The sequence below is a fragment of the Caulobacter sp. Root343 genome (assembly GCF_001425745.1).
Taxonomy (GTDB): domain Bacteria; phylum Pseudomonadota; class Alphaproteobacteria; order Caulobacterales; family Caulobacteraceae; genus Caulobacter.
The window spans coordinates 78,588-94,489 of sequence record NZ_LMDF01000011.1; the positions used below are offsets into that span (position 1 = coordinate 78,588).

Consider the following 15,902-nt stretch of genomic DNA (forward strand, 5'->3'; position numbering starts at 1 on the left):
AGACGGGGACTCCTGGCCTAACTATGTCGCCTCGCCCGGGGGGGGACGAGGCGCGAGCGTGGGGAGTTCGTTTTTTGAGTAGTGTATCGATCGGCGCGGCGCCGTGGCTGGCGCTGCCGGAGACCAAGGCGGTGATCGCCGCCCTGGAGGCGCGCGGCTATCACGGCTGCGCGCGGTTCGTCGGCGGCTGCGTGCGCAACACCGTGATGGGCAAGCCGGTCGACGACATCGACATCGCCACCACCCTGACGCCCGACTTGATCATCGACGCCCTGGAGCAGGCCGGCCTGCGCGCCATCCCGACCGGCGTCGACCACGGCACGATCACGGCCCTGTCCGGCGGACGGCCCTACGAGATCACCACCCTGCGCAAGGACGTCTCGACCGACGGCCGCCGGGCGGTGGTGGCCTTCACCCAGGACTGGGGCCAGGACGCCGAGCGCCGCGACTTCCGCTTCAACGCCCTCTATGCCGATCCCGAAGGCCGCGTCTACGACCCGACCGGCGAAGGGCTGAACGACGCCCGCGACGGCAAGGTGGTGTTCGTCGGCGATCCGATGACCCGCATCCGCGAGGACTATCTGCGCATCCTGCGCTTCTTCCGGTTCCAGGCCTGGTACGGCAAGGGCGAGGCCGACCAGAAGGCCCTGGCCGCCTGCAAGGCCCTGAAGGGCATGGTCTCGGGCCGCGCCGCCGAGCGCACCCAGAAGGAACTGATGAAGATGCTGGCCGCGGAGGATCCGCGTCCGGCCTTCCGCCTGATGGCCGCCACCAGCGTGCTGTCCTCGATCCTGCCCACGGTGAAGTCCCTGGCCCGCTTCGAGGCCCTGGTCGCCATCGAAACCGAGCAGCTGTTCGAGAACGATCCCGACCTACGCCTGGCAGCCTTGATCCCCGACGAGCCCAAGGTCGCCGGAGAGCTGGCCGAGCGCCTGCGCCTGCCCAACAACGTCCGCGACCGCATCGTCGATGCGGTCGGCAGGAGCCCGCGCATCGTCTCGTGGATGAGCCCGCGCGAAGCGCGCCGCGCCGTCTACGGCCTGGGCCAGCGCACCTTCTGCGACCGGGTCAAGCTGGCCTGGGCCGGCTCCGGCCGCGACTCGACCGCCCCGCAATGGCGCGCGCTGCTGGCCCTGGCCGAGACCTGGACGCCGCCGGCCTTCCCGCTGTCGGGCGAGGAGGTGATGAAGGCCGGGGTGCCCAAGGGACCGCTCGTCGGCGAGGTGATGCGCGAGATCGAGCTCTGGTGGATCGACCAGGACTTCATCGAGGACAAGTTCAGCGCTATCGAACGTCTGAAGGCCGTCGCGCAAGGGATGGTCTACTAGCTCCACCCGTCGGAGGCGTGTCTTGAAGATCGGCCTGCTCGAGACCGGCGAACCGCCGGGCGACCTCATGGAAAAATACGGCAGCTACGCGTCGATGTTCGAGGCGCTGCTGGGCCCCGAGCACAGCTACCGCGTCTACGATGTCCAGAAGGGCGAGCTGCCGGCCGAACCGGCCGAGAACGACGCCTACGTGATCACCGGCTCGTCGGCCGGGGTCTATGACCCCCTGCCCTGGATCGGGCCGCTGAAAGCGTTCCTGCGCGAGGCCAAGGGCGAGGCGGCGATGGTCGGGGTGTGCTTCGGTCACCAGATCATGGCCGAGGCGTTCGGCGGCAAGGTCGTGAAATCCGACAAGGGCTGGGGCGTGGGCTTGCAGACCTACGAAGTCGCCGAGCACGAGCCTTGGATGGATGACGCCCGTCACGTCGCCGTGCCCGGCTCACACCAGGACCAGGTGGTCGAGCCGCCGCCCGGCGCGCGGGTGCTGGCGGGCAGCGCCTTCACGCCCTATGGGGTGCTGGCCTATGACGACGCCAAGGCGATCTCGATGCAGTTCCATCCCGAGTTCTCGCCCGACTACGCCAAGGCCCTGATCGAGGCGCGGCGCGGGACCCGCTTCACCGACGAGCAGGCCGACGCGGCGATCGCCAGTCTGAGCGCCGAGAACGACAGGGATCGGATGGCGGCGTGGATCGGTCGTTTCCTCGCCCAAAAAACCGGCAAGGAAACCGGCGCCTAAGCTGGAGCGTTCCTGTCGGGGACCTTCCCGGAGAAACGCCATGCGCGCCGCCACTGTCGTGATCCTGGCCGGGGCGCTGGCCGCCGCCGGCGCCGTGATGGCCAACGGGGCGGCGAACACGCCCGCCGCGCCGGCGTCCAATCCCGTCGGGCTGAAGACCGCCGCCAGCTTCCAGTCGATCAAGGACCCGGCCGCGCGGTCGATCGCGCTGTTCACCGAGGCCGGCAAGGTGATCCAGAGCCCGCGCTGCCTGAACTGCCACCCGGTCCAGCGCGCCCCGACCCAGGGTGACGACCTGCACCCGCACAACCCGCCGATGATCGCGGGCGACAGCGGCCACGGCCCGGCCGGCATGCCCTGCTTCTCGTGCCACACCCAGGCCAACGTCCCGACCTGGGGCCAGGACATCAAGAGCATCCCCGGCGATCCGAAATGGGGTCTCGCCCCGGCCGAGATGGCCTGGCAGGGCAAGTCGCTGGGCGCGATCTGCGGCCAGATCAAGAACCCCGCCACCAACGGCGGCCGCTCCCTGGCCGAGATCCATCATCACATGGCCGAGGACCACCTGGTCGGCTGGGGGTGGAACCCTGGCGCGGGCCGCGTCCCGGCCCCCGGCACGCAGGCCCAGTTCGGCGAGCTGATCAAGGCGTGGATCGACACCGGCGCTAAGTGCCCGAAGGCCTGAGGCTCTCCAGATAGGCGCTGAACATGTCGGCCATGGCGTCGGCATAGGCGGCGATCTCGGCGGCGGTCCGAGGACTGTCGGAAAAGGCCTTGCCGACCTGGCTGAGCGTCATCTTGATCAGCTCGCCGGCCTGGGCGCGCGTTGCTTCCGGGACCTTCGGCAGGACTTCGCGCATGAATTTCAGCACGATGTCGCTTCCCGCGGCCTTGGCTTCCCGCGCCTCGGGCGCGTCGCGATAGAGCGGGGCGGCGTCGCTCAGCGCCGTGCGCATCTGCGCCTCCTCACACTCCGAATGGACGAAGGCGTGGACCAGGGCGCGCAGCCGCTCCAGCGGCGGCGTGTCGAGATCCTCGAGAATGCCGCGCAGCATGCCGGTGGTCTGGCGCCACTCGTCGCTCTGCAGCCGGAACAGGATCGCCGCCTTGTTGGGGAAGTACTGATAGACCGAGCCGACGCTGACCCCGGCCTTCTCGGCCACCCGCGCGGTGGTGAACCGCTGGGCGCCCTCCTTGGCCAAAACCTGAACCGCCGCCTCGAGAATCGCCGCGACAAGCTCGGTCGAGCGGGCCTGACGCGGCTGCTTTCGCGAGGAAATCCGGGGGCTTGGCTCGTTGGTCATCGACGTTTGGGGCAATGCGAATAGGAAACCTGACGAATTAGTCGCATTTCTGAGCCGGGCGCAATGACGCGTCTTGGAGACCCTGATGACTACCCTGACAAAGCTGGCGCCGCTGCTGGACCGCCTGTTCACGCTCAGCGACACGGCCCGCCCCGTCTTCTCCGGCGTTCCCGCCGCCGAACGCGATCGCCTGATGCGCAGCAAGACCGAATACCTCGACCTTTATGGCCACCTGAAGGAGTTCCCGCTGGCGGTGTCGCGCGAGACCGGCGCGCTGCTCTACATGCTGGCGCGCGGCTGTGGCGCACGGACGATCGTCGAGTTCGGGACCTCGTTCGGCATCTCGACCCTGCACCTGGCCGCGGCCCTGCGCGACAATGGCGGCGGCCATCTGATCACGACGGAGTTCGAGCCGTCCAAGGCCGAACGCGCCCAGGAGCACCTGATGGCCGGCGGCGTGTCGGACCTGGTCGAGATCCGCCTGGGTGACGCGCTGCAGACCCTGGCCGTCGACCTGCCCGAGACGATCGACCTTGTCCTGCTGGACGGCGCCAAGGCGCTCTATCCCGAGATCCTGGCCCTGCTGGAGAGCCGCCTGCGGCCCGGCGCGCTGATCGTCGCCGACAACGCCGACTATGCGCCCGAATACCTGGCGCGCGTGCGCTCAACGGACGCGGGCTATTTGTCGGTCCCGTTCGGCGAGGACGTCGAGCTGTCGATGCGGCTGTAGCCCCCAGGTCGGATCGACATCCAGGATTCTCGAAGAATGAGATGTCTGAATTCATGGGGCTCCGTTCGTGGGACGGAGCCTCTTCAACGCGATTTGGAAAATTGGCGGCCGCCGGCGATTTAGCGAGCCAAACGACCGGCGGCAAAGGGTGGAAAGCGAACCTGACTGAAGCTAGGTTTCGCCTATGCCTGGAGCGCCAGGGTCATATGAGGTTCGCTACGGTCGATCCTCGGTCACGCCAGGAAAGGGCCGGCGCATGATTACCGTGTGGGGCGGACAGACCTCGCGATCGATCCGGGTCGTCTGGGTGCTGGAAGAGATGGGCCTGCCCTACCGCGTGCGGCAGGTGGACATGCTGGCCGCCGAGCAGGACCCCGAGTTCCTGGCGATCAACCCCGCCGACTACATCCCGGCGATCGAGGACGGCGACGTGGTCATGGTCGAGTCGATCGCGATCATGGAGTACCTGATGGCCCGCTACGGGCCGACGCCGCTGGCGCCCGCGCCGAACGATCCGACCTTTCCCGCCTATCAGCAGTTTCTGCACCTGGGCGAAGCCGGCCTCGCCACCCTGATGATGCCCGTCGTCGTCAGCCGCTTCATCGCGCCCGAGGCCGAGCGGGAGAACTGGGGCGCGAGCTGGTGTCTGCGGTCGTTCCAGAAACGGCTGAAGCTGGTCAGCCAACGGCTTGCCCGCTCGCCCTATCTCGCCGGCGAGGCTTTCACCGCCGCCGACATCTCGGTGACCTACGCCCTGAACCTGGGCCAACGGAACTGCGGCATCACCCTCGGCGACGTCGAACAGGCCTACCTCGCCCGCACCATGGGCCGCGACGCCTATAAGCGCGCCATGGCGCGTTCACACGAAGGGGTGAACGCCTAACCCTCGTCCGCCCCGCCGCCGGAGCAGCTCCCGCGGGCGAATGGCGATTGGCAGGCGACTAGCGCTCGCTCGATTTTCCGGACGCACGAGCCCGCGGCTTGGCGCGAGAAAAACCGCGACCATCATCCAAAACACCGTCCTGGAACGGAGATCGGCGAAGCCGAATTCGGCTAAGTGATTGAAGAAAATGGCGCGCCCGGAACGATTCGAACGTCCGACCCTCAGATTCGTAGTCTGATGCTCTATCCAGCTGAGCTACGGGCGCGCACTGCCTTGCGGCGAGGCGGGGGAGATAGCCGGTTCATTCCGGGGACGCAAGCCCGGTTCGCCGGATAATCTCGAAAAGTTTCGCGCAACGGCGTTCAGCCTCGCGCGCAATCTCGCGCGCGCTGGCGCCTGGTGAAGGTTCAACGGGATCGATCGCGCTTTTCGCGGTCTATCCAGGCGTGACAGCGCCGCTCTATTGGTGTCCATGAAGGCTTCCGAGACGGCGGGCAGGCCGCGCTTGGAGCCTGTCCGTCACGCGCCAGCGTTCGTCATGAGGATCCGTATGCGTCGTTTCGTTTCCCTGCTCGCCTTGTCCGCCGCGCTGCAACTGACGCTGTCTCCGGTCGCCGCCCAAGCCGAGTCGATCCGGGCCGAGTCGATTCCGCTGGGCATGCCCACGCCCAAGGCGCCGACCACCTCCCCCCAGGCGAAGGGCATGGTCGCCGCCGCCAATCCATTGGCGGTCGAGGCGGGCTTGCGCGTGTTGCGCGAGGGCGGCGGCGCGGTCGACGCCGCCGTGGCCATCCAGGCGGTGCTGGGCCTGGTGGAGCCGCAGAGCTCGGGGCTGGGCGGCGGCGCGTTCCTGGTGTTCTACGACGCCAAGACCGGCAAGGTGACGGCCTATGACGGCCGCGAGACGGCGCCCGCCGGCGCGGGACCGGACATGTTCCTGGCCCCCGACGGCAAGCCCTTGCCCTTCGTGCGGGCGGTGCTATCCGGCCGCGCCACCGGCGTGCCGGGCGCGGTGGCCATGCTGGCCCAGGCCCAGAAGGAACACGGCAAGATCGCCTGGAGCGCCCTGTTCAGCGACGCCGAAAAGCTGGCCGCCGACGGCTTCGTGGTCAGCCCGCGCCTGGCCGGCATGATCGCCAGCCGCGCGCCGCAGGCGTCCGCGCCCGACGCGGTGAAGTACTTCACCAAGCCGGACGGCGGCCGCTACCAGGCCGGCGACGTGCTGAAGAACCCGGCCTATGCCGAGACAGTGCGCCGGATCGCCGCCGAGGGCCCGTCGGCCCTGTACGAAGGCCCGCTGGCCCAGGCGATCGTCGATCGCGTGCACGAGGGCGAACTGGCCGGCGCCATGTCCCTGCAGGACCTCAAGACCTACCGGCCGCGCTCGGCCGCCGCCCTGTGCCGTCCTTGGAAGGTCTACAGCGTCTGCGTGCCCAACCCGCAGTCCAGCGGTCTGGCGGTGATCCAGGCGCTGCAGATGCTGGAGCACACCGACATCGGCAAGCGCGGCCCGACCGATCCGGTCGCCTGGACCCTGCTGGCCCAGGCCGAACGGGTCATGTACGCCGACCGCGACCGCTATGTGGGCGATCCGTCATACGTGACGGTGCCGGTGAAGGGCCTGCTGGACCCGAAATACGTCGCCCGGCGCGCCAAGCTGATCACCCCGACCGCCGGCGCGGCCCCGCCGTTCGGCCGTCCGCCGGGCGCGCCCAAGGCCGGCGTCGACATGACCAAGGAGCCCGGCGGCACCACCCACCTGGTCGTCGTCGACCCGCAGGGCAATGTCGTCTCGATGACCACCACGGTCGAGAGCATCTTCGGCTCGGGCCGCATGGTCGGCGGCTTCTTCCTGAACAATCAGATGACGGACTTCTCGTTCTCGCCGAAGGAGAAGGACGGCGCGCCGGCGGCCAACGCCGTGGCCGGGGGCAAGCGCCCCCGTTCGTCGATGGCTCCGACCATCGTGCTCGACAAGAAGGGCAAGTTCGTCGCCGCCGTCGGCTCGCCGGGCGGCAACGCCATCCTGTCCTACAATCTGAAGGCCATGGTCGGGCTGTTCTACTGGGGCCTCAACGTGCAGCAGGCCGTGTCGCTGCCCAACATCGTGGCGCGGGGCGACATGTTCTCGGGCGACGCCGACCTGTTCGGCCCGGCAATGCTGGCGGCGCTGAACGCGCACGGCGTGCCGGTCAAGGTCGGCCAGTTGGAGACCTCGGGCCTGCAGGGCGTGATCGTGCGTCCGGGCGGCATGCTGGAAGGCGGCGCCGATCCGCGCCGCGAGGGCGTGGCCAAGGGGCTCTAGGGTCTTCGCGCTCTAGGTTCGGGCTTGGTGCTCTTCCAGGCCCGCCTCGACCTCGGCGCGGGAGAAGACCTCCTCCTGGCCGTCGATCAGCAGTTCAGCGTCGGCCGCCTCCTGCACCGCGACCATCGCCGCCACGCGGCGCAGGGCGGTGGGCGCGTCGACCGCCTCGACGGTGATCTCGTGGATCGGAGCGCTGTTCGGAGACGCGCCGATCTTCACCGCGATGGTCCAGGTCGTCGTCATCGGACTATCTCCTAGGCTGCGGACGCGCCGGTCCGGTCGTCCGGGTCCGGCAGCGGATCCGGAACGCCCGCCAGCGTCAGATCGAACACCGAGCCCCCCGGACCGGTTTCCACCAGGGCCAGATCGCCGCCGTGACCTTGGGCCAGCTCGCGGGCGATGGCCAGGCCCAGGCCCGTGCCGCCGCGCCGCACCGAGCCGACGAACGGCTGGAACAGGTTGGCGCGGGCCCGTTCCGGCACGCCGGGACCGTCGTCGGACAGGCGCAGGATGCTCATGCCGTCGGCGCGGCGCAGCTCGACGAACACCTTGCCCTTGCCGCCTCGGTCGGGCGCGCCCTCGATCGCCTCGCGGGCGTTGCGCAGCAGGTTGGTGAGGATGCGGTGCAGTTGGTCTGGATCGGCCAGCACCTGCTCGCGCGGGTCGATCACCGTCTCCAGGCCCACGCCCTGCGGCGTCAGGCCGGCGTCCTCGGCGGCCATGTCCAGGGCGGGGCGTAGCGACATCGGCCGCACGACGGGCTCCGGCTCCTTTGACTTGCCGTAGGCCATGACGTCCGAGGCCAGGGTGATGGCCCGGTCGAGGGCTCGCTCGAGGCGCGGCAAGGCCTGGGCCACCTTGGGGTCGCCCAGGGCCGCCAGGCGGTCCGAGGCCATCTGGGCGCTGGTCAGCATGTTGCGCAGGTCGTGATTGATCTTGGCCACCGCCTCGCCCAGGGCGGCCAGGCGGGCCTTGGAGGCCAGGGCGGTCAGCAGATCGGTCTGCATCCGGTCCAGCTCAAGCTCGGCGCGGCCGATCTCGTCGCGACGCTTGGATACGGTGATGCGGGCGGCCGGGTCGTCGGGGTCGCCCCGGAAGGCCTCCATGGCCCGGGTGATCCGCTGCATCGGGCGGACCAGGAAGATGTTCAGGAAGGCGTAGACGAACAGGCCGGCCAGGGCCGCGACGAAGACGGTGATCCCGGTGAGCCGCCAGAAATAGGTGACCAGCAACGCCTTCAGAGGAGCGTCGGGCAGCACGACCTCGACGAACTCGGCCTTCCGGAAGCGCGGCTCGGCCATCACCCGGACCATGCTGCCCTTGGGGCTGGTCAGGGTGAAGTAGGGGGCGGCCAGCCACGAGCCCGGATTCTGGCGGCGCAGGTCGACCAGATAGGGCGTCTCGAACGGCTGCTTGGGCGGCAGAACGAGGCGCCGCGCCCCCTCGGCCTGCACCGCGACCGTGACGGCCCCGGCCTGGTCGAACATCTGGTTGGCGACCGCGTCGCTGACCCGCAGGTTCGGATCGGACTCGGCGATGGTCGAGGCCAGCTCGCCCGCGCGCACCCGGTCCAGCAGCCACTGCCGCTCGTAGTCGGCCAAGGTCGGCGGCAAGACCAGCAGGCCGCCCAGGGTGACGACGATGGCGGTGAACAGCAGCAGGCGCGCCGACAGGCCGCCGGGCCACGGAAATCGCTTCCGGGGCGGGGCGGGCTCAGTCTCCGACGGCGAAACCGTTTCGACCATTCGGGGCGGCTACTTCTCGTCCAGCGGCGCGGCTCCGCGCCCTTTGCGCCAATGGCGCCACAACGGCGGCAGAAAGGCCAGAACGCCCATGCCGATGATGGGAAGATAGATTCGCGGCGAGAAGAGGGTTTCCAGCGTCACCGGCCCACCTTGCGCGAAGATATGGCCAAGTCCCGCGCCGATCCCGGCATAGACGAAAGAGCTCGGGATCATGCCCAGCAACGAGGCGAGCACGAAGGTGCGAACGCGAATGTTCATCAGCCCGGCCGCGACATTGACGATCAGCAGCGGAAAGGCGGGGATCAGGCGCAGGGTCAGCAGGTAGTTGAAGGCGTCGCCCTTGAAGCCTTCCTCGACCCTGGCCAGGAAGGCGCCCGGCTTGCGGCGCAGGATGTCCCCGAACGCGGTGCGGAAGACCAGATAGATCACGGTGGAGCCGCCGGTGGCGCCGGTCACGGCCGCGAACCCGCCGCCGATCGGGCCGAACAGGAAGCCGCCGGTCAGGGACAGGATCAGCGCGCCTGGCAGCGAGACGGCGACCGTGCCGACATAGATCGCCAAGTAGATCGCCGCGCACAGCAGCGGACGGTTGTGGGCGAACCTCTGTAGCTGGCTGCCCCGCGCGCGCAGCTCCTCCAGCGAGATGTGGTCGGCCACGCCGCTGGCCAAGGCGGCCACGAACAGGATGACGATGACCGCCAGCGGCCCGAAACGGCGCAGCAGCGTCAGGACGCGCTCACGGGTCATGGCGCGCCGACCGCGTCCTCGACCGCGGTGAAGCCGTCGGCCCGCAGGCGCGCGGCCAGGTCGCGCTTGATCCGGGTCACCAGGCCCGGGCCGCCATAGACCAGGGCCGAATAGAGCTGCACCGCCCGCGCGCCGGCGCGGATCTTGGCGTAGGCGTCCGCGCCGCTGGCGATCCCGCCGGCCCCGACCAGGGCCACGCGGCCGGCGGCGGCGGCGTGGAAGCGGCTCAGCACCACCGTCGACGGCGCCAGCAGCGGCGCGCCCGACAGGCCGCCGCTCTCGCGCGCCTGACCCGATTTCAGGCTCTCGGGACGAGCGATGGTGGTGTTGCTGACGATGATGGCGTCCAGGCCCGCACCGACCACGGTCTCGACGATCGCCTCGACCTCGCCGTCCTCGAGATCCGGCGCCACCTTCAGGAAGATCGGATAGTCGCGGCCGGTGGAGACCTTCATCGCCGCGCGGGCCTCGGACAGCCGGCCCAGCAGCTCTTCCAGCGCGGCCTTGGTCTGCAGGGCCCGCAGGCCGGGCGTGTTGGGCGAGGAGATGTTGGCGGTAAAATAGTCCGACAGGCCCCACAGCCGGGTCAGGCCGACCACGTAGTCCTCGATCCGGTCGCCGGCGTCCTTGTTGGCCCCGATATTGGCGCCGACGACGCCGCCCTTGCCCTGGCGCGTCGCCAGGCGTCGGGCGAAGGGATCCAGGCCGCCATTGTTGAAGCCCATGCGGTTGATCACCGCCTGGTCCTGGGTCAGGCGGAACAGGCGCGGACGCGGATTGCCGGCCTGGGCCAGGGGCGTGACCGTGCCCGCCTCGACGAAGCCGAAGCCGGCGTCCAGCATGGCGTCCGGGACCTCGGCGTTCTTGTCGAAGCCGGCGGCCAAGCCCACGCAGTTGGGCAAATCAAGGCCCGCGAGCCTCACAGCCAGGATCGGATCGTCCGGACCGCCGTCGCGGGGACCCAGGCCCAGCTTCAAGCCCCGGATGGCCAGGCCGTGCGCGTCCTCGGGATCGAAGGCGTGCAGCGCACGGGCGGCGAGATCGTGAAGGCTCATATGGAAAGAACGCCCAGCTGCGGCACGCCGTCGGCGTCCAGTTCGAGATCGGCCTGGCTCAACACTTCGCCGACCAGCAGCGGACGATAGAGATGCGGGAACAGCGCGCCGCCGCGCGAGGCTTCCCACTTGAGGTCCTGGCCCAGGCTCTCGGCCTCGACGCCCAGCAGGACGAGTCCGGTCTGGCCCTTGAACCACTTGGCGGCGGTCTCCTGGGCCTGGTCGGCGGCCGACAGGTGGATGAAGCCGTCCTGAAGATCGACGGCCGAGCCCTCGAACTGGCCGGCGGCCTTGGCGGCCTCCCACTCGGCGCGGGACAGGATCTTGTAGATCAGGGTCATTCGCCGCCGGCTCCGCCGTTCTCGTTGGCGTAGCACAGATGTTCCAGCACCGGGGGGCCGCCGCCGCCCCAGCGGAACACCACCACCGTCGCGGTCGGGAAGCGGGCGCGCAGCTTGTTGGTCTGGATCGGCGAGGCGCCGCCCTGGACGGCCAGACGCAGGGCCAGCTCGTGCATGCCGGGATTGTGACCGACCACCATGACCGTCGCGGCCGCGTCGCCCTCGTCCTCCAGCGCCTGGACGATCTCTTCCGGATCGGCGTGATAGAGGTCGCGCGAGAGCTCGACCCGCGCCTTGGGGAAGCTGGCGGCGGCCTGCTCGGCCGTTTCGCGGGTGCGCCGGGCCGAGGAGGCCAGCATCAGGTCGGGGATCAGGCCCAGGCCGGCCAGCATCTTGCCCATGACGGCGGCGTCCGCCCGGCCGCTGTCGGCTAGGGCGCGCTCGAAGTCGCCGCCGCTGGCGGCGTGCCGCTCGGCCTTGCCGTGGCGCATCAGGATCAGTCGCTCCATGGCGTCCTCCATAGCCGTCCGTCGCCTTGTCAGGAAGCGGGCGGTTGACACCTTCTTCGCCAAGCGCTCCAAGGCGGCATGGCTGCGCTCGATTTGCTCACGCTCGCCGACACGCCCATCGGTGGGGGAACCTGGCGATTTCCCGCCAACGAACCCCTGCGGCTCGATTCCGGCGGTGTGATCGAGGGCCTGGAGATCGGCTATCAGACCTACGGGACCCTGAACGCCGACAAGTCCAACGCCGTCCTAATCTGCCATGCCCTGACCGGCGACCAATATGTCGCCTCGCCGCACCCGACGACGGGCAAGCCCGGCTGGTGGCTGCGGATGATCGGCCCCGGCAAGCCGCTGGATCCCGAGCGGCACTTCATCATCTGCTCGAACGTGATCGGCGGCTGCATGGGCTCGACCGGCCCGGCCTCGACCAATCCGATCACCGGCAAGCCCTACGGCCTGTCGTTCCCGGTGATCACCATTCCCGACATGGTCCGCGCCCAGGCCATGCTGGTGAAGGCGCTGGGCATCGAGACCCTGTTCGCCGTGATCGGCGGCTCGATGGGCGGCATGCAGGCCCAGCAATGGGCGGTGGACTATCCCGAGCGCCTGTTCAGCGCCGTGATCCTGGCCTCGGCCTCGCGCCACTCGGCCCAGAACATCGCGTTCCACGAGGTAGGCCGCCAGGCGATCATGGCCGACCCGGACTGGCGCGGCGGCGCCTATGCCGACCATGGCGTGCGGCCCGAAAAGGGTCTGGCCGTGGCGCGGATGGCCGCTCACATCACCTATCTGTCGGAACCGGCCCTGCAGCGGAAGTTCGGCCGCGAGCTGAAGCGCGACGGTCTGTCGTGGGGCTTCGACGCCGACTTCCAGGTCGAAAGCTATCTGCGCCACCAGGGGGCCAGCTTCGTCGACCGGTTCGACGCCAACAGCTATCTCTACATCACCCGGGCCACCGACTATTTCGACATCGCCGCCGGCCATGGCGGGGTGCTGGCCAAGGCCTTCACCGGGGCGCGCGACGTGCGCTTCTGCGTGCTCAGCTTCACCAGCGACTGGCTGTATCCCACCGCCGAAGGCCGCCACCTGGTCCGCGCCCTGACCGCCGCCGGGGCCCGCGCGGCCTTCGCCGAGATCGAGAGCGACAAGGGCCACGACGCCTTCCTGCTGGACGAGCCGGTGATGGACTCGGCCCTGGCCGGCTTCCTGAGCTCGGCCGAGCGCGACCGGGGACTGACGTGACGAACGCGACCATCCGCGAGGACTTCCGCGAGATCCTGCGCCTGGTGCGGCCCGGCTCGCGCGTGCTGGATGTCGGCTGCGGCGAGGGTGCGCTGCTGGACCTGCTGGGACATGAAAAGCAGGTCGACGGCCGAGGGCTGGAGATCAGCGCCAGCGGCGTCGCCGCCTGCATGGCGCGCGGCCTGTCGGTGGTGCAGGGCGACGCCGACCAGGACCTCGACCACTTCCCCGACCGCTCGTTCGACTACGCGGTGCTGTCCCAGACCCTGCAGGCGACGCGCAATCCGCGCCACGTGCTGGACGAGCTGCTGCGCATCGCCGACCGGGCCATCGTCTCGTTCCCGAACTTCGGCCACTGGCGGGTGCGCTGGTCGCTGCTCAGCCGCGGCCGGATGCCCGAGACCAAGGCCCTGCCGATGCCGTGGTGGTCGACTCCGAACATCCACCTCTGCACCCTGGCCGATTTCCTGGCCCTGACGGCCGACCTCAATCTGCGCGTCGACGCCTGCGCCGCCTTCGCCGGCCAGGGTCCGGCGCGGTCGATGAATCCGGCCAGCACGCTGGAGAATTGGCGCGCAGAAAGCTGCCTGTTCATGCTCAGCCGCAACGGTCTGGCGCCAACCCAAAAACTTGGCGGGGGGGAACTTCCGCCCGGCTCGGGCGATCTCTTCGACGGATGAAGACACTTCGTCTGATGACCTACAACGTCCACCGTTGCGTGGGCACGGACCGCAGGCTCGATGTCGAGCGTGTGGCGGAGGTCATCGCGGCCGAACGGCCGGACGTCGTGGCCCTGCAGGAACTGGACGTCCGCCGGGCCCGGACCAAGGGCGTCGACCAGGCCCACCGCCTCGCCGAGCTGCTGAAGATGAGCTTCCACTTCCATCCGGCCATGACGGTGGAAGAGGAACTCTATGGCGACGCCATCCTGACGGCGCTGCCCGAACGACGCATCAAGGCCAAGGGCCTGCCGTTGTATCGCCGGGTGCCCGGCCTAGAGCCGCGCGGCGCCCTGTGGGTCGAGGTCGAGGTCGGCGGGACCAAGGTCCAGATCATCAACACCCACCTGGGCCTGGTGCCCCAGGAGCAGAAGCGCCAGGCCGCGGCCCTGCTGGGCCCCGACTGGATGGGCGCCGACGGCTGGCTGGCGCCGGGCGTGGTGCTGGGCGACTTCAACGCCACGCCCTATTCGGCGACCTACAGGATGCTGCGCACGGCCCTGCGCGACGCCCAGGCCCCCAGCCCGACCTGGCCGCGCCCGGCGACGGCGACCTTCCCGTCCAGCTTCCCGTTCATGCGGATCGACCACGTCTTCCTGACCAAGGGCCTGGAGACGCGCGGCGTCAGCTCGCCCTATGACGGGCGAGCCCGCGTCGCCTCGGACCATCTGCCGCTGGTCGTAGACCTGGAGATCACGGCTGAAACCGCTCCGGAGGCGTCGGCGGCGGCGCGGTGAGCCGGGCGATGTCGCGTCGCAGGCGGGTTCGGCGGCCCCAGGGTCGCCAGGCGTCGTCCGGCGCGATGGCGTCGCCGAGGCTCCAGTCGGCGATGAACTGCTGAACCCCGGTCAGCTTGCGCGTCGGCACCGGCTGCAGCCGGCGCGGCGGACCGCCCCGCACGTCCAGGGCGTTGATCGCCGCGGCGAGGCCGCCCTCTCGTTCCATCGCCTCGAGCACGTCGGCGGTCGAGCGATCCAGGAAGTGACCGACCAGCCGGCCCAGGAAGGCGCGGATCGTCTCGCGCTCGAGGTCCGAATGGCCCTCAAAGGCCAGGTCGCACTCGCTGTCGAGGCCGATCGAGCGGTTGTTCAGATTGGCCGAGCCGATCCGCAGCAGCCAGTCGTCCATGATCGCCACCTTGGAGTGGACGATGATCGGCGCGCCCTTGGGCGTATGGGCTGAGAAGGCGGCGAAGCGCTTGTAGAGGTCGACCTCGCGCAGGCGGTTGATCGCCGCCGTGCGGGCGCTGTCCATGGTCATCTGGTCGAAATAGCTGGGACTGCGGGCCGGGCCGATCGTCACCACCTCGGGACCGTCGGGCTCGGCCAGGCGTTCGGCCAGGGCTTCGACGATAATCGGCGAAGTCAGGTACTGGTTCTCCAGATAGATCAGCCGTCGCGCCTGCTGGATGGCCGACAGGTGCAGCAGCATGCATTCGGTGATCTCGGGCCGCCCCTGCCATTCGGCCGAGGTGCGGGCGATGGCGATCGGCGTGCGGCGCAGGTCCGGCAGCAGGTCCTCCGGCCAAGGCGTTTCCTCGGGGCGTTCCGGACGCTCGATCGGATCGCCGCCCGAGGCCCGCCAGCGGTCGACGAAGAGGTCGGCCATGGCCTCGCCCGCCCGGCCGTCGACCAGCATCGAGACCTCGTGCCGGGGCGGATAGTGACGGCCGGTCGGCAGGCGGCGCAGCGGATTGTTGTCCAGGTGCCGGGTGTCGTCCCAACGGTCGACGCCGATGTCGCCGCCGCTGACGAAGGCGCTGACACCGTCGATGATCACCGCCTTCTGATGATGGCAGGCGCTGGCCGGCAAGGTGGCGTCCAGCCGGTACTTGACCCGCGAGCCGGCGAAGAAGGCCGCGCCGCGGTGGGGCCCGAAAAGCTGCGAAGCAGCAATGGGAAAGGGCATGTCCCAGGTCAGCACCCGCACGTCCAGCGCCGGGTTCAGCGCCGCCTGGCGCCGCAGGATCAGGCCGATGCGGTCGGCATGGGTGGGGTCGCGGCTCTTCCTCACCCGGTCGGGGTCGAGCCGGGTCAGCGGGTCGAACACCCAGGCCAGGATCCAGATCGACTTCTTGGCGGCCAGGATCAGGGGCTTCAGCGCGTCGAACGCCTCGTCGTTGTCGATGAACAGGGCCACGCGGTCCGCGGGCTCGACCCGCCAGCAGTTGTAGCCTGGTTGAAAGACGGAAGAATTCGGACTCATGTCACCCCAAAGCCGTGAGATGCGACAACGCGCGGACCCGTGTTATGGCTCCG

The 15,902-nt window shown here is 69.5% G+C and carries 17 protein-coding genes and 1 tRNA gene; 9 read left to right on the forward strand and 9 right to left on the reverse strand.

What is annotated here, in order from left to right; genetic code table 11:
• The first annotated feature begins 74 nt into the window (after positions 1-74).
• Genes ASC70_RS22075 through ASC70_RS22085 form a run of 3 tightly spaced genes read left to right on the forward strand, consistent with a single transcriptional unit; the run spans position 75 to position 2,752 of the window.
• Positions 75-1,328 (forward strand): CCA tRNA nucleotidyltransferase, encoded by a 1,254-nt coding sequence (locus ASC70_RS22075; protein ID WP_056054746.1) that lies wholly within the window; start codon positions 75-77, stop codon positions 1,326-1,328.
• Between the two features lie 22 nt (positions 1,329-1,350).
• A complete protein-coding gene (locus ASC70_RS22080; protein ID WP_056054750.1) occupies positions 1,351-2,067 on the forward strand; it encodes a glutamine amidotransferase in 717 nt (238 codons plus the stop codon).
• Positions 2,068-2,107: 40 nt separating this feature from the next.
• Entirely contained in the window at positions 2,108-2,752 is a 645-nt protein-coding gene (locus ASC70_RS22085; protein WP_056054752.1) for a hypothetical protein, read from the forward strand.
• On the opposite strand, the gene ASC70_RS22090 is transcribed toward ASC70_RS22085, so the two are convergent.
• Complete coding sequence (locus ASC70_RS22090) at positions 2,733-3,371, reverse strand: TetR family transcriptional regulator (protein WP_056054755.1); 639 nt, start codon at positions 3,369-3,371, stop codon at positions 2,733-2,735. The two genes, ASC70_RS22085 and ASC70_RS22090, sit on opposite strands and share 20 nt — an antisense overlap.
• A gap of 85 nt (positions 3,372-3,456) precedes the next feature.
• On the opposite strand from ASC70_RS22090, the gene ASC70_RS22095 reads away from it, so the two are divergent.
• A complete protein-coding gene (locus ASC70_RS22095; protein WP_056055294.1) occupies positions 3,457-4,101 on the forward strand; it encodes an O-methyltransferase in 645 nt (214 codons plus the stop codon).
• 256 nt (positions 4,102-4,357) lie between these two features.
• On the forward strand, positions 4,358-4,984 hold the full coding sequence (locus ASC70_RS22100; protein ID WP_056054756.1) for a glutathione S-transferase family protein: 627 nt from the start codon (positions 4,358-4,360) through the stop codon (positions 4,982-4,984).
• Positions 4,985-5,172: 188 nt separating this feature from the next.
• Here ASC70_RS22100 and ASC70_RS22105 read toward each other — a convergent pair.
• Positions 5,173-5,249: transfer RNA gene (locus ASC70_RS22105), tRNA-Arg, on the reverse strand.
• Between the two features lie 285 nt (positions 5,250-5,534).
• Between ASC70_RS22105 and ggt the strand changes: the two genes are divergently transcribed.
• Positions 5,535-7,289: a gamma-glutamyltransferase gene (gene ggt, locus ASC70_RS22110; RefSeq protein WP_056054759.1), complete on the forward strand. Its 1,755-nt coding sequence runs from the start codon at positions 5,535-5,537 to the stop codon at positions 7,287-7,289.
• 12 nt (positions 7,290-7,301) lie between these two features.
• Here ggt and ASC70_RS22115 read toward each other — a convergent pair whose 3' ends face one another.
• From ASC70_RS22115 to ASC70_RS22140, 6 genes are read right to left on the reverse strand one after another with little or no spacing between them, the layout of a single operon-like run.
• On the reverse strand, positions 7,302-7,532 hold the full coding sequence (locus ASC70_RS22115) for a hypothetical protein (RefSeq protein ID WP_056054762.1): 231 nt from the start codon (positions 7,530-7,532) through the stop codon (positions 7,302-7,304).
• Positions 7,533-7,543: 11 nt separating this feature from the next.
• A complete protein-coding gene (locus tag ASC70_RS22120) occupies positions 7,544-9,034 on the reverse strand; it encodes a HAMP domain-containing sensor histidine kinase (RefSeq protein WP_056054764.1) in 1,491 nt (496 codons plus the stop codon).
• Between the two features lie 9 nt (positions 9,035-9,043).
• Positions 9,044-9,781 (reverse strand): TVP38/TMEM64 family protein, encoded by a 738-nt coding sequence (locus ASC70_RS22125; protein ID WP_056054768.1) that lies wholly within the window; start codon positions 9,779-9,781, stop codon positions 9,044-9,046.
• Complete coding sequence (locus ASC70_RS22130; RefSeq protein ID WP_056054769.1) at positions 9,778-10,836, reverse strand: quinone-dependent dihydroorotate dehydrogenase; 1,059 nt, start codon at positions 10,834-10,836, stop codon at positions 9,778-9,780. The genes ASC70_RS22125 and ASC70_RS22130 overlap by 4 nt, the downstream gene beginning before the upstream one ends.
• Positions 10,833-11,177 carry a DUF952 domain-containing protein gene (locus ASC70_RS22135; RefSeq protein WP_056054772.1) on the reverse strand — a complete coding sequence of 115 codons (345 nt, stop codon included), beginning with the start codon at positions 11,175-11,177 and terminating at the stop codon, positions 10,833-10,835. Before ASC70_RS22135 ends, ASC70_RS22130 begins: the two co-directional genes overlap by 4 nt.
• The gene (locus tag ASC70_RS22140) at positions 11,174-11,686 is read right to left on the reverse strand and encodes a histidine phosphatase family protein (protein ID WP_056055297.1); all 513 of its coding nucleotides are present in this window, start codon (positions 11,684-11,686) and stop codon (positions 11,174-11,176) included. Before ASC70_RS22140 ends, ASC70_RS22135 begins: the two co-directional genes overlap by 4 nt.
• 78 nt (positions 11,687-11,764) lie before the next feature.
• Between ASC70_RS22140 and ASC70_RS22145 the strand changes: the two genes are divergently transcribed.
• From ASC70_RS22145 to ASC70_RS22155, 3 genes are read left to right on the forward strand one after another with little or no spacing between them, the layout of a single operon-like run.
• A complete protein-coding gene (locus tag ASC70_RS22145) occupies positions 11,765-12,925 on the forward strand; it encodes a homoserine O-acetyltransferase (protein WP_056054774.1) in 1,161 nt (386 codons plus the stop codon).
• Positions 12,922-13,605 (forward strand): methionine biosynthesis protein MetW, encoded by a 684-nt coding sequence (metW, locus tag ASC70_RS22150; RefSeq protein ID WP_056054776.1) that lies wholly within the window; start codon positions 12,922-12,924, stop codon positions 13,603-13,605. Before ASC70_RS22145 ends, metW begins: the two co-directional genes overlap by 4 nt.
• On the forward strand, positions 13,602-14,381 hold the full coding sequence (locus ASC70_RS22155) for an endonuclease/exonuclease/phosphatase family protein (protein WP_056054779.1): 780 nt from the start codon (positions 13,602-13,604) through the stop codon (positions 14,379-14,381). The genes metW and ASC70_RS22155 overlap by 4 nt, the downstream gene beginning before the upstream one ends.
• Here ASC70_RS22155 and ASC70_RS22160 read toward each other — a convergent pair.
• Positions 14,338-15,849, reverse strand: a complete 1,512-nt coding sequence (locus ASC70_RS22160) for a phospholipase D-like domain-containing protein (protein WP_056054780.1) — start codon at positions 15,847-15,849, stop codon at positions 14,338-14,340. The two genes, ASC70_RS22155 and ASC70_RS22160, sit on opposite strands and share 44 nt — an antisense overlap.
• Between the last annotated feature and the right edge of the window lie 53 nt (positions 15,850-15,902).

Bases quoted from the DNA above. Each gene is read 5' to 3' on its own strand.
- ASC70_RS22085 (WP_056054752.1), top strand. From the start codon at position 2,108: ATGCGCGCCGCCACTGTCGTGATCCTGGCCGGGGCGCTGGCCGCCGCC.
- ASC70_RS22090 (WP_056054755.1), bottom strand. From the start codon at position 3,371: ATGACCAACGAGCCAAGCCCCCGGATTTCCTCGCGAAAGCAGCCGCGT.
- ASC70_RS22095 (WP_056055294.1), top strand. From the start codon at position 3,457: ATGACTACCCTGACAAAGCTGGCGCCGCTGCTGGACCGCCTGTTCACG.
- ASC70_RS22100 (WP_056054756.1), top strand. From the start codon at position 4,358: ATGATTACCGTGTGGGGCGGACAGACCTCGCGATCGATCCGGGTCGTC.
- ggt (WP_056054759.1), top strand. From the start codon at position 5,535: ATGCGTCGTTTCGTTTCCCTGCTCGCCTTGTCCGCCGCGCTGCAACTG.
- ASC70_RS22115 (WP_056054762.1), bottom strand. From the start codon at position 7,532: ATGACGACGACCTGGACCATCGCGGTGAAGATCGGCGCGTCTCCGAAC.
- ASC70_RS22120 (WP_056054764.1), bottom strand. From the start codon at position 9,034: ATGGTCGAAACGGTTTCGCCGTCGGAGACTGAGCCCGCCCCGCCCCGG.
- ASC70_RS22125 (WP_056054768.1), bottom strand. From the start codon at position 9,781: ATGACCCGTGAGCGCGTCCTGACGCTGCTGCGCCGTTTCGGGCCGCTG.
- ASC70_RS22130 (WP_056054769.1), bottom strand. From the start codon at position 10,836: ATGAGCCTTCACGATCTCGCCGCCCGTGCGCTGCACGCCTTCGATCCC.
- ASC70_RS22135 (WP_056054772.1), bottom strand. From the start codon at position 11,177: ATGACCCTGATCTACAAGATCCTGTCCCGCGCCGAGTGGGAGGCCGCC.
- ASC70_RS22140 (WP_056055297.1), bottom strand. From the start codon at position 11,686: ATGGAGCGACTGATCCTGATGCGCCACGGCAAGGCCGAGCGGCACGCC.
- ASC70_RS22145 (WP_056054774.1), top strand. From the start codon at position 11,765: ATGGCTGCGCTCGATTTGCTCACGCTCGCCGACACGCCCATCGGTGGG.
- ASC70_RS22155 (WP_056054779.1), top strand. From the start codon at position 13,602: ATGAAGACACTTCGTCTGATGACCTACAACGTCCACCGTTGCGTGGGC.
- ASC70_RS22160 (WP_056054780.1), bottom strand. From the start codon at position 15,849: ATGAGTCCGAATTCTTCCGTCTTTCAACCAGGCTACAACTGCTGGCGG.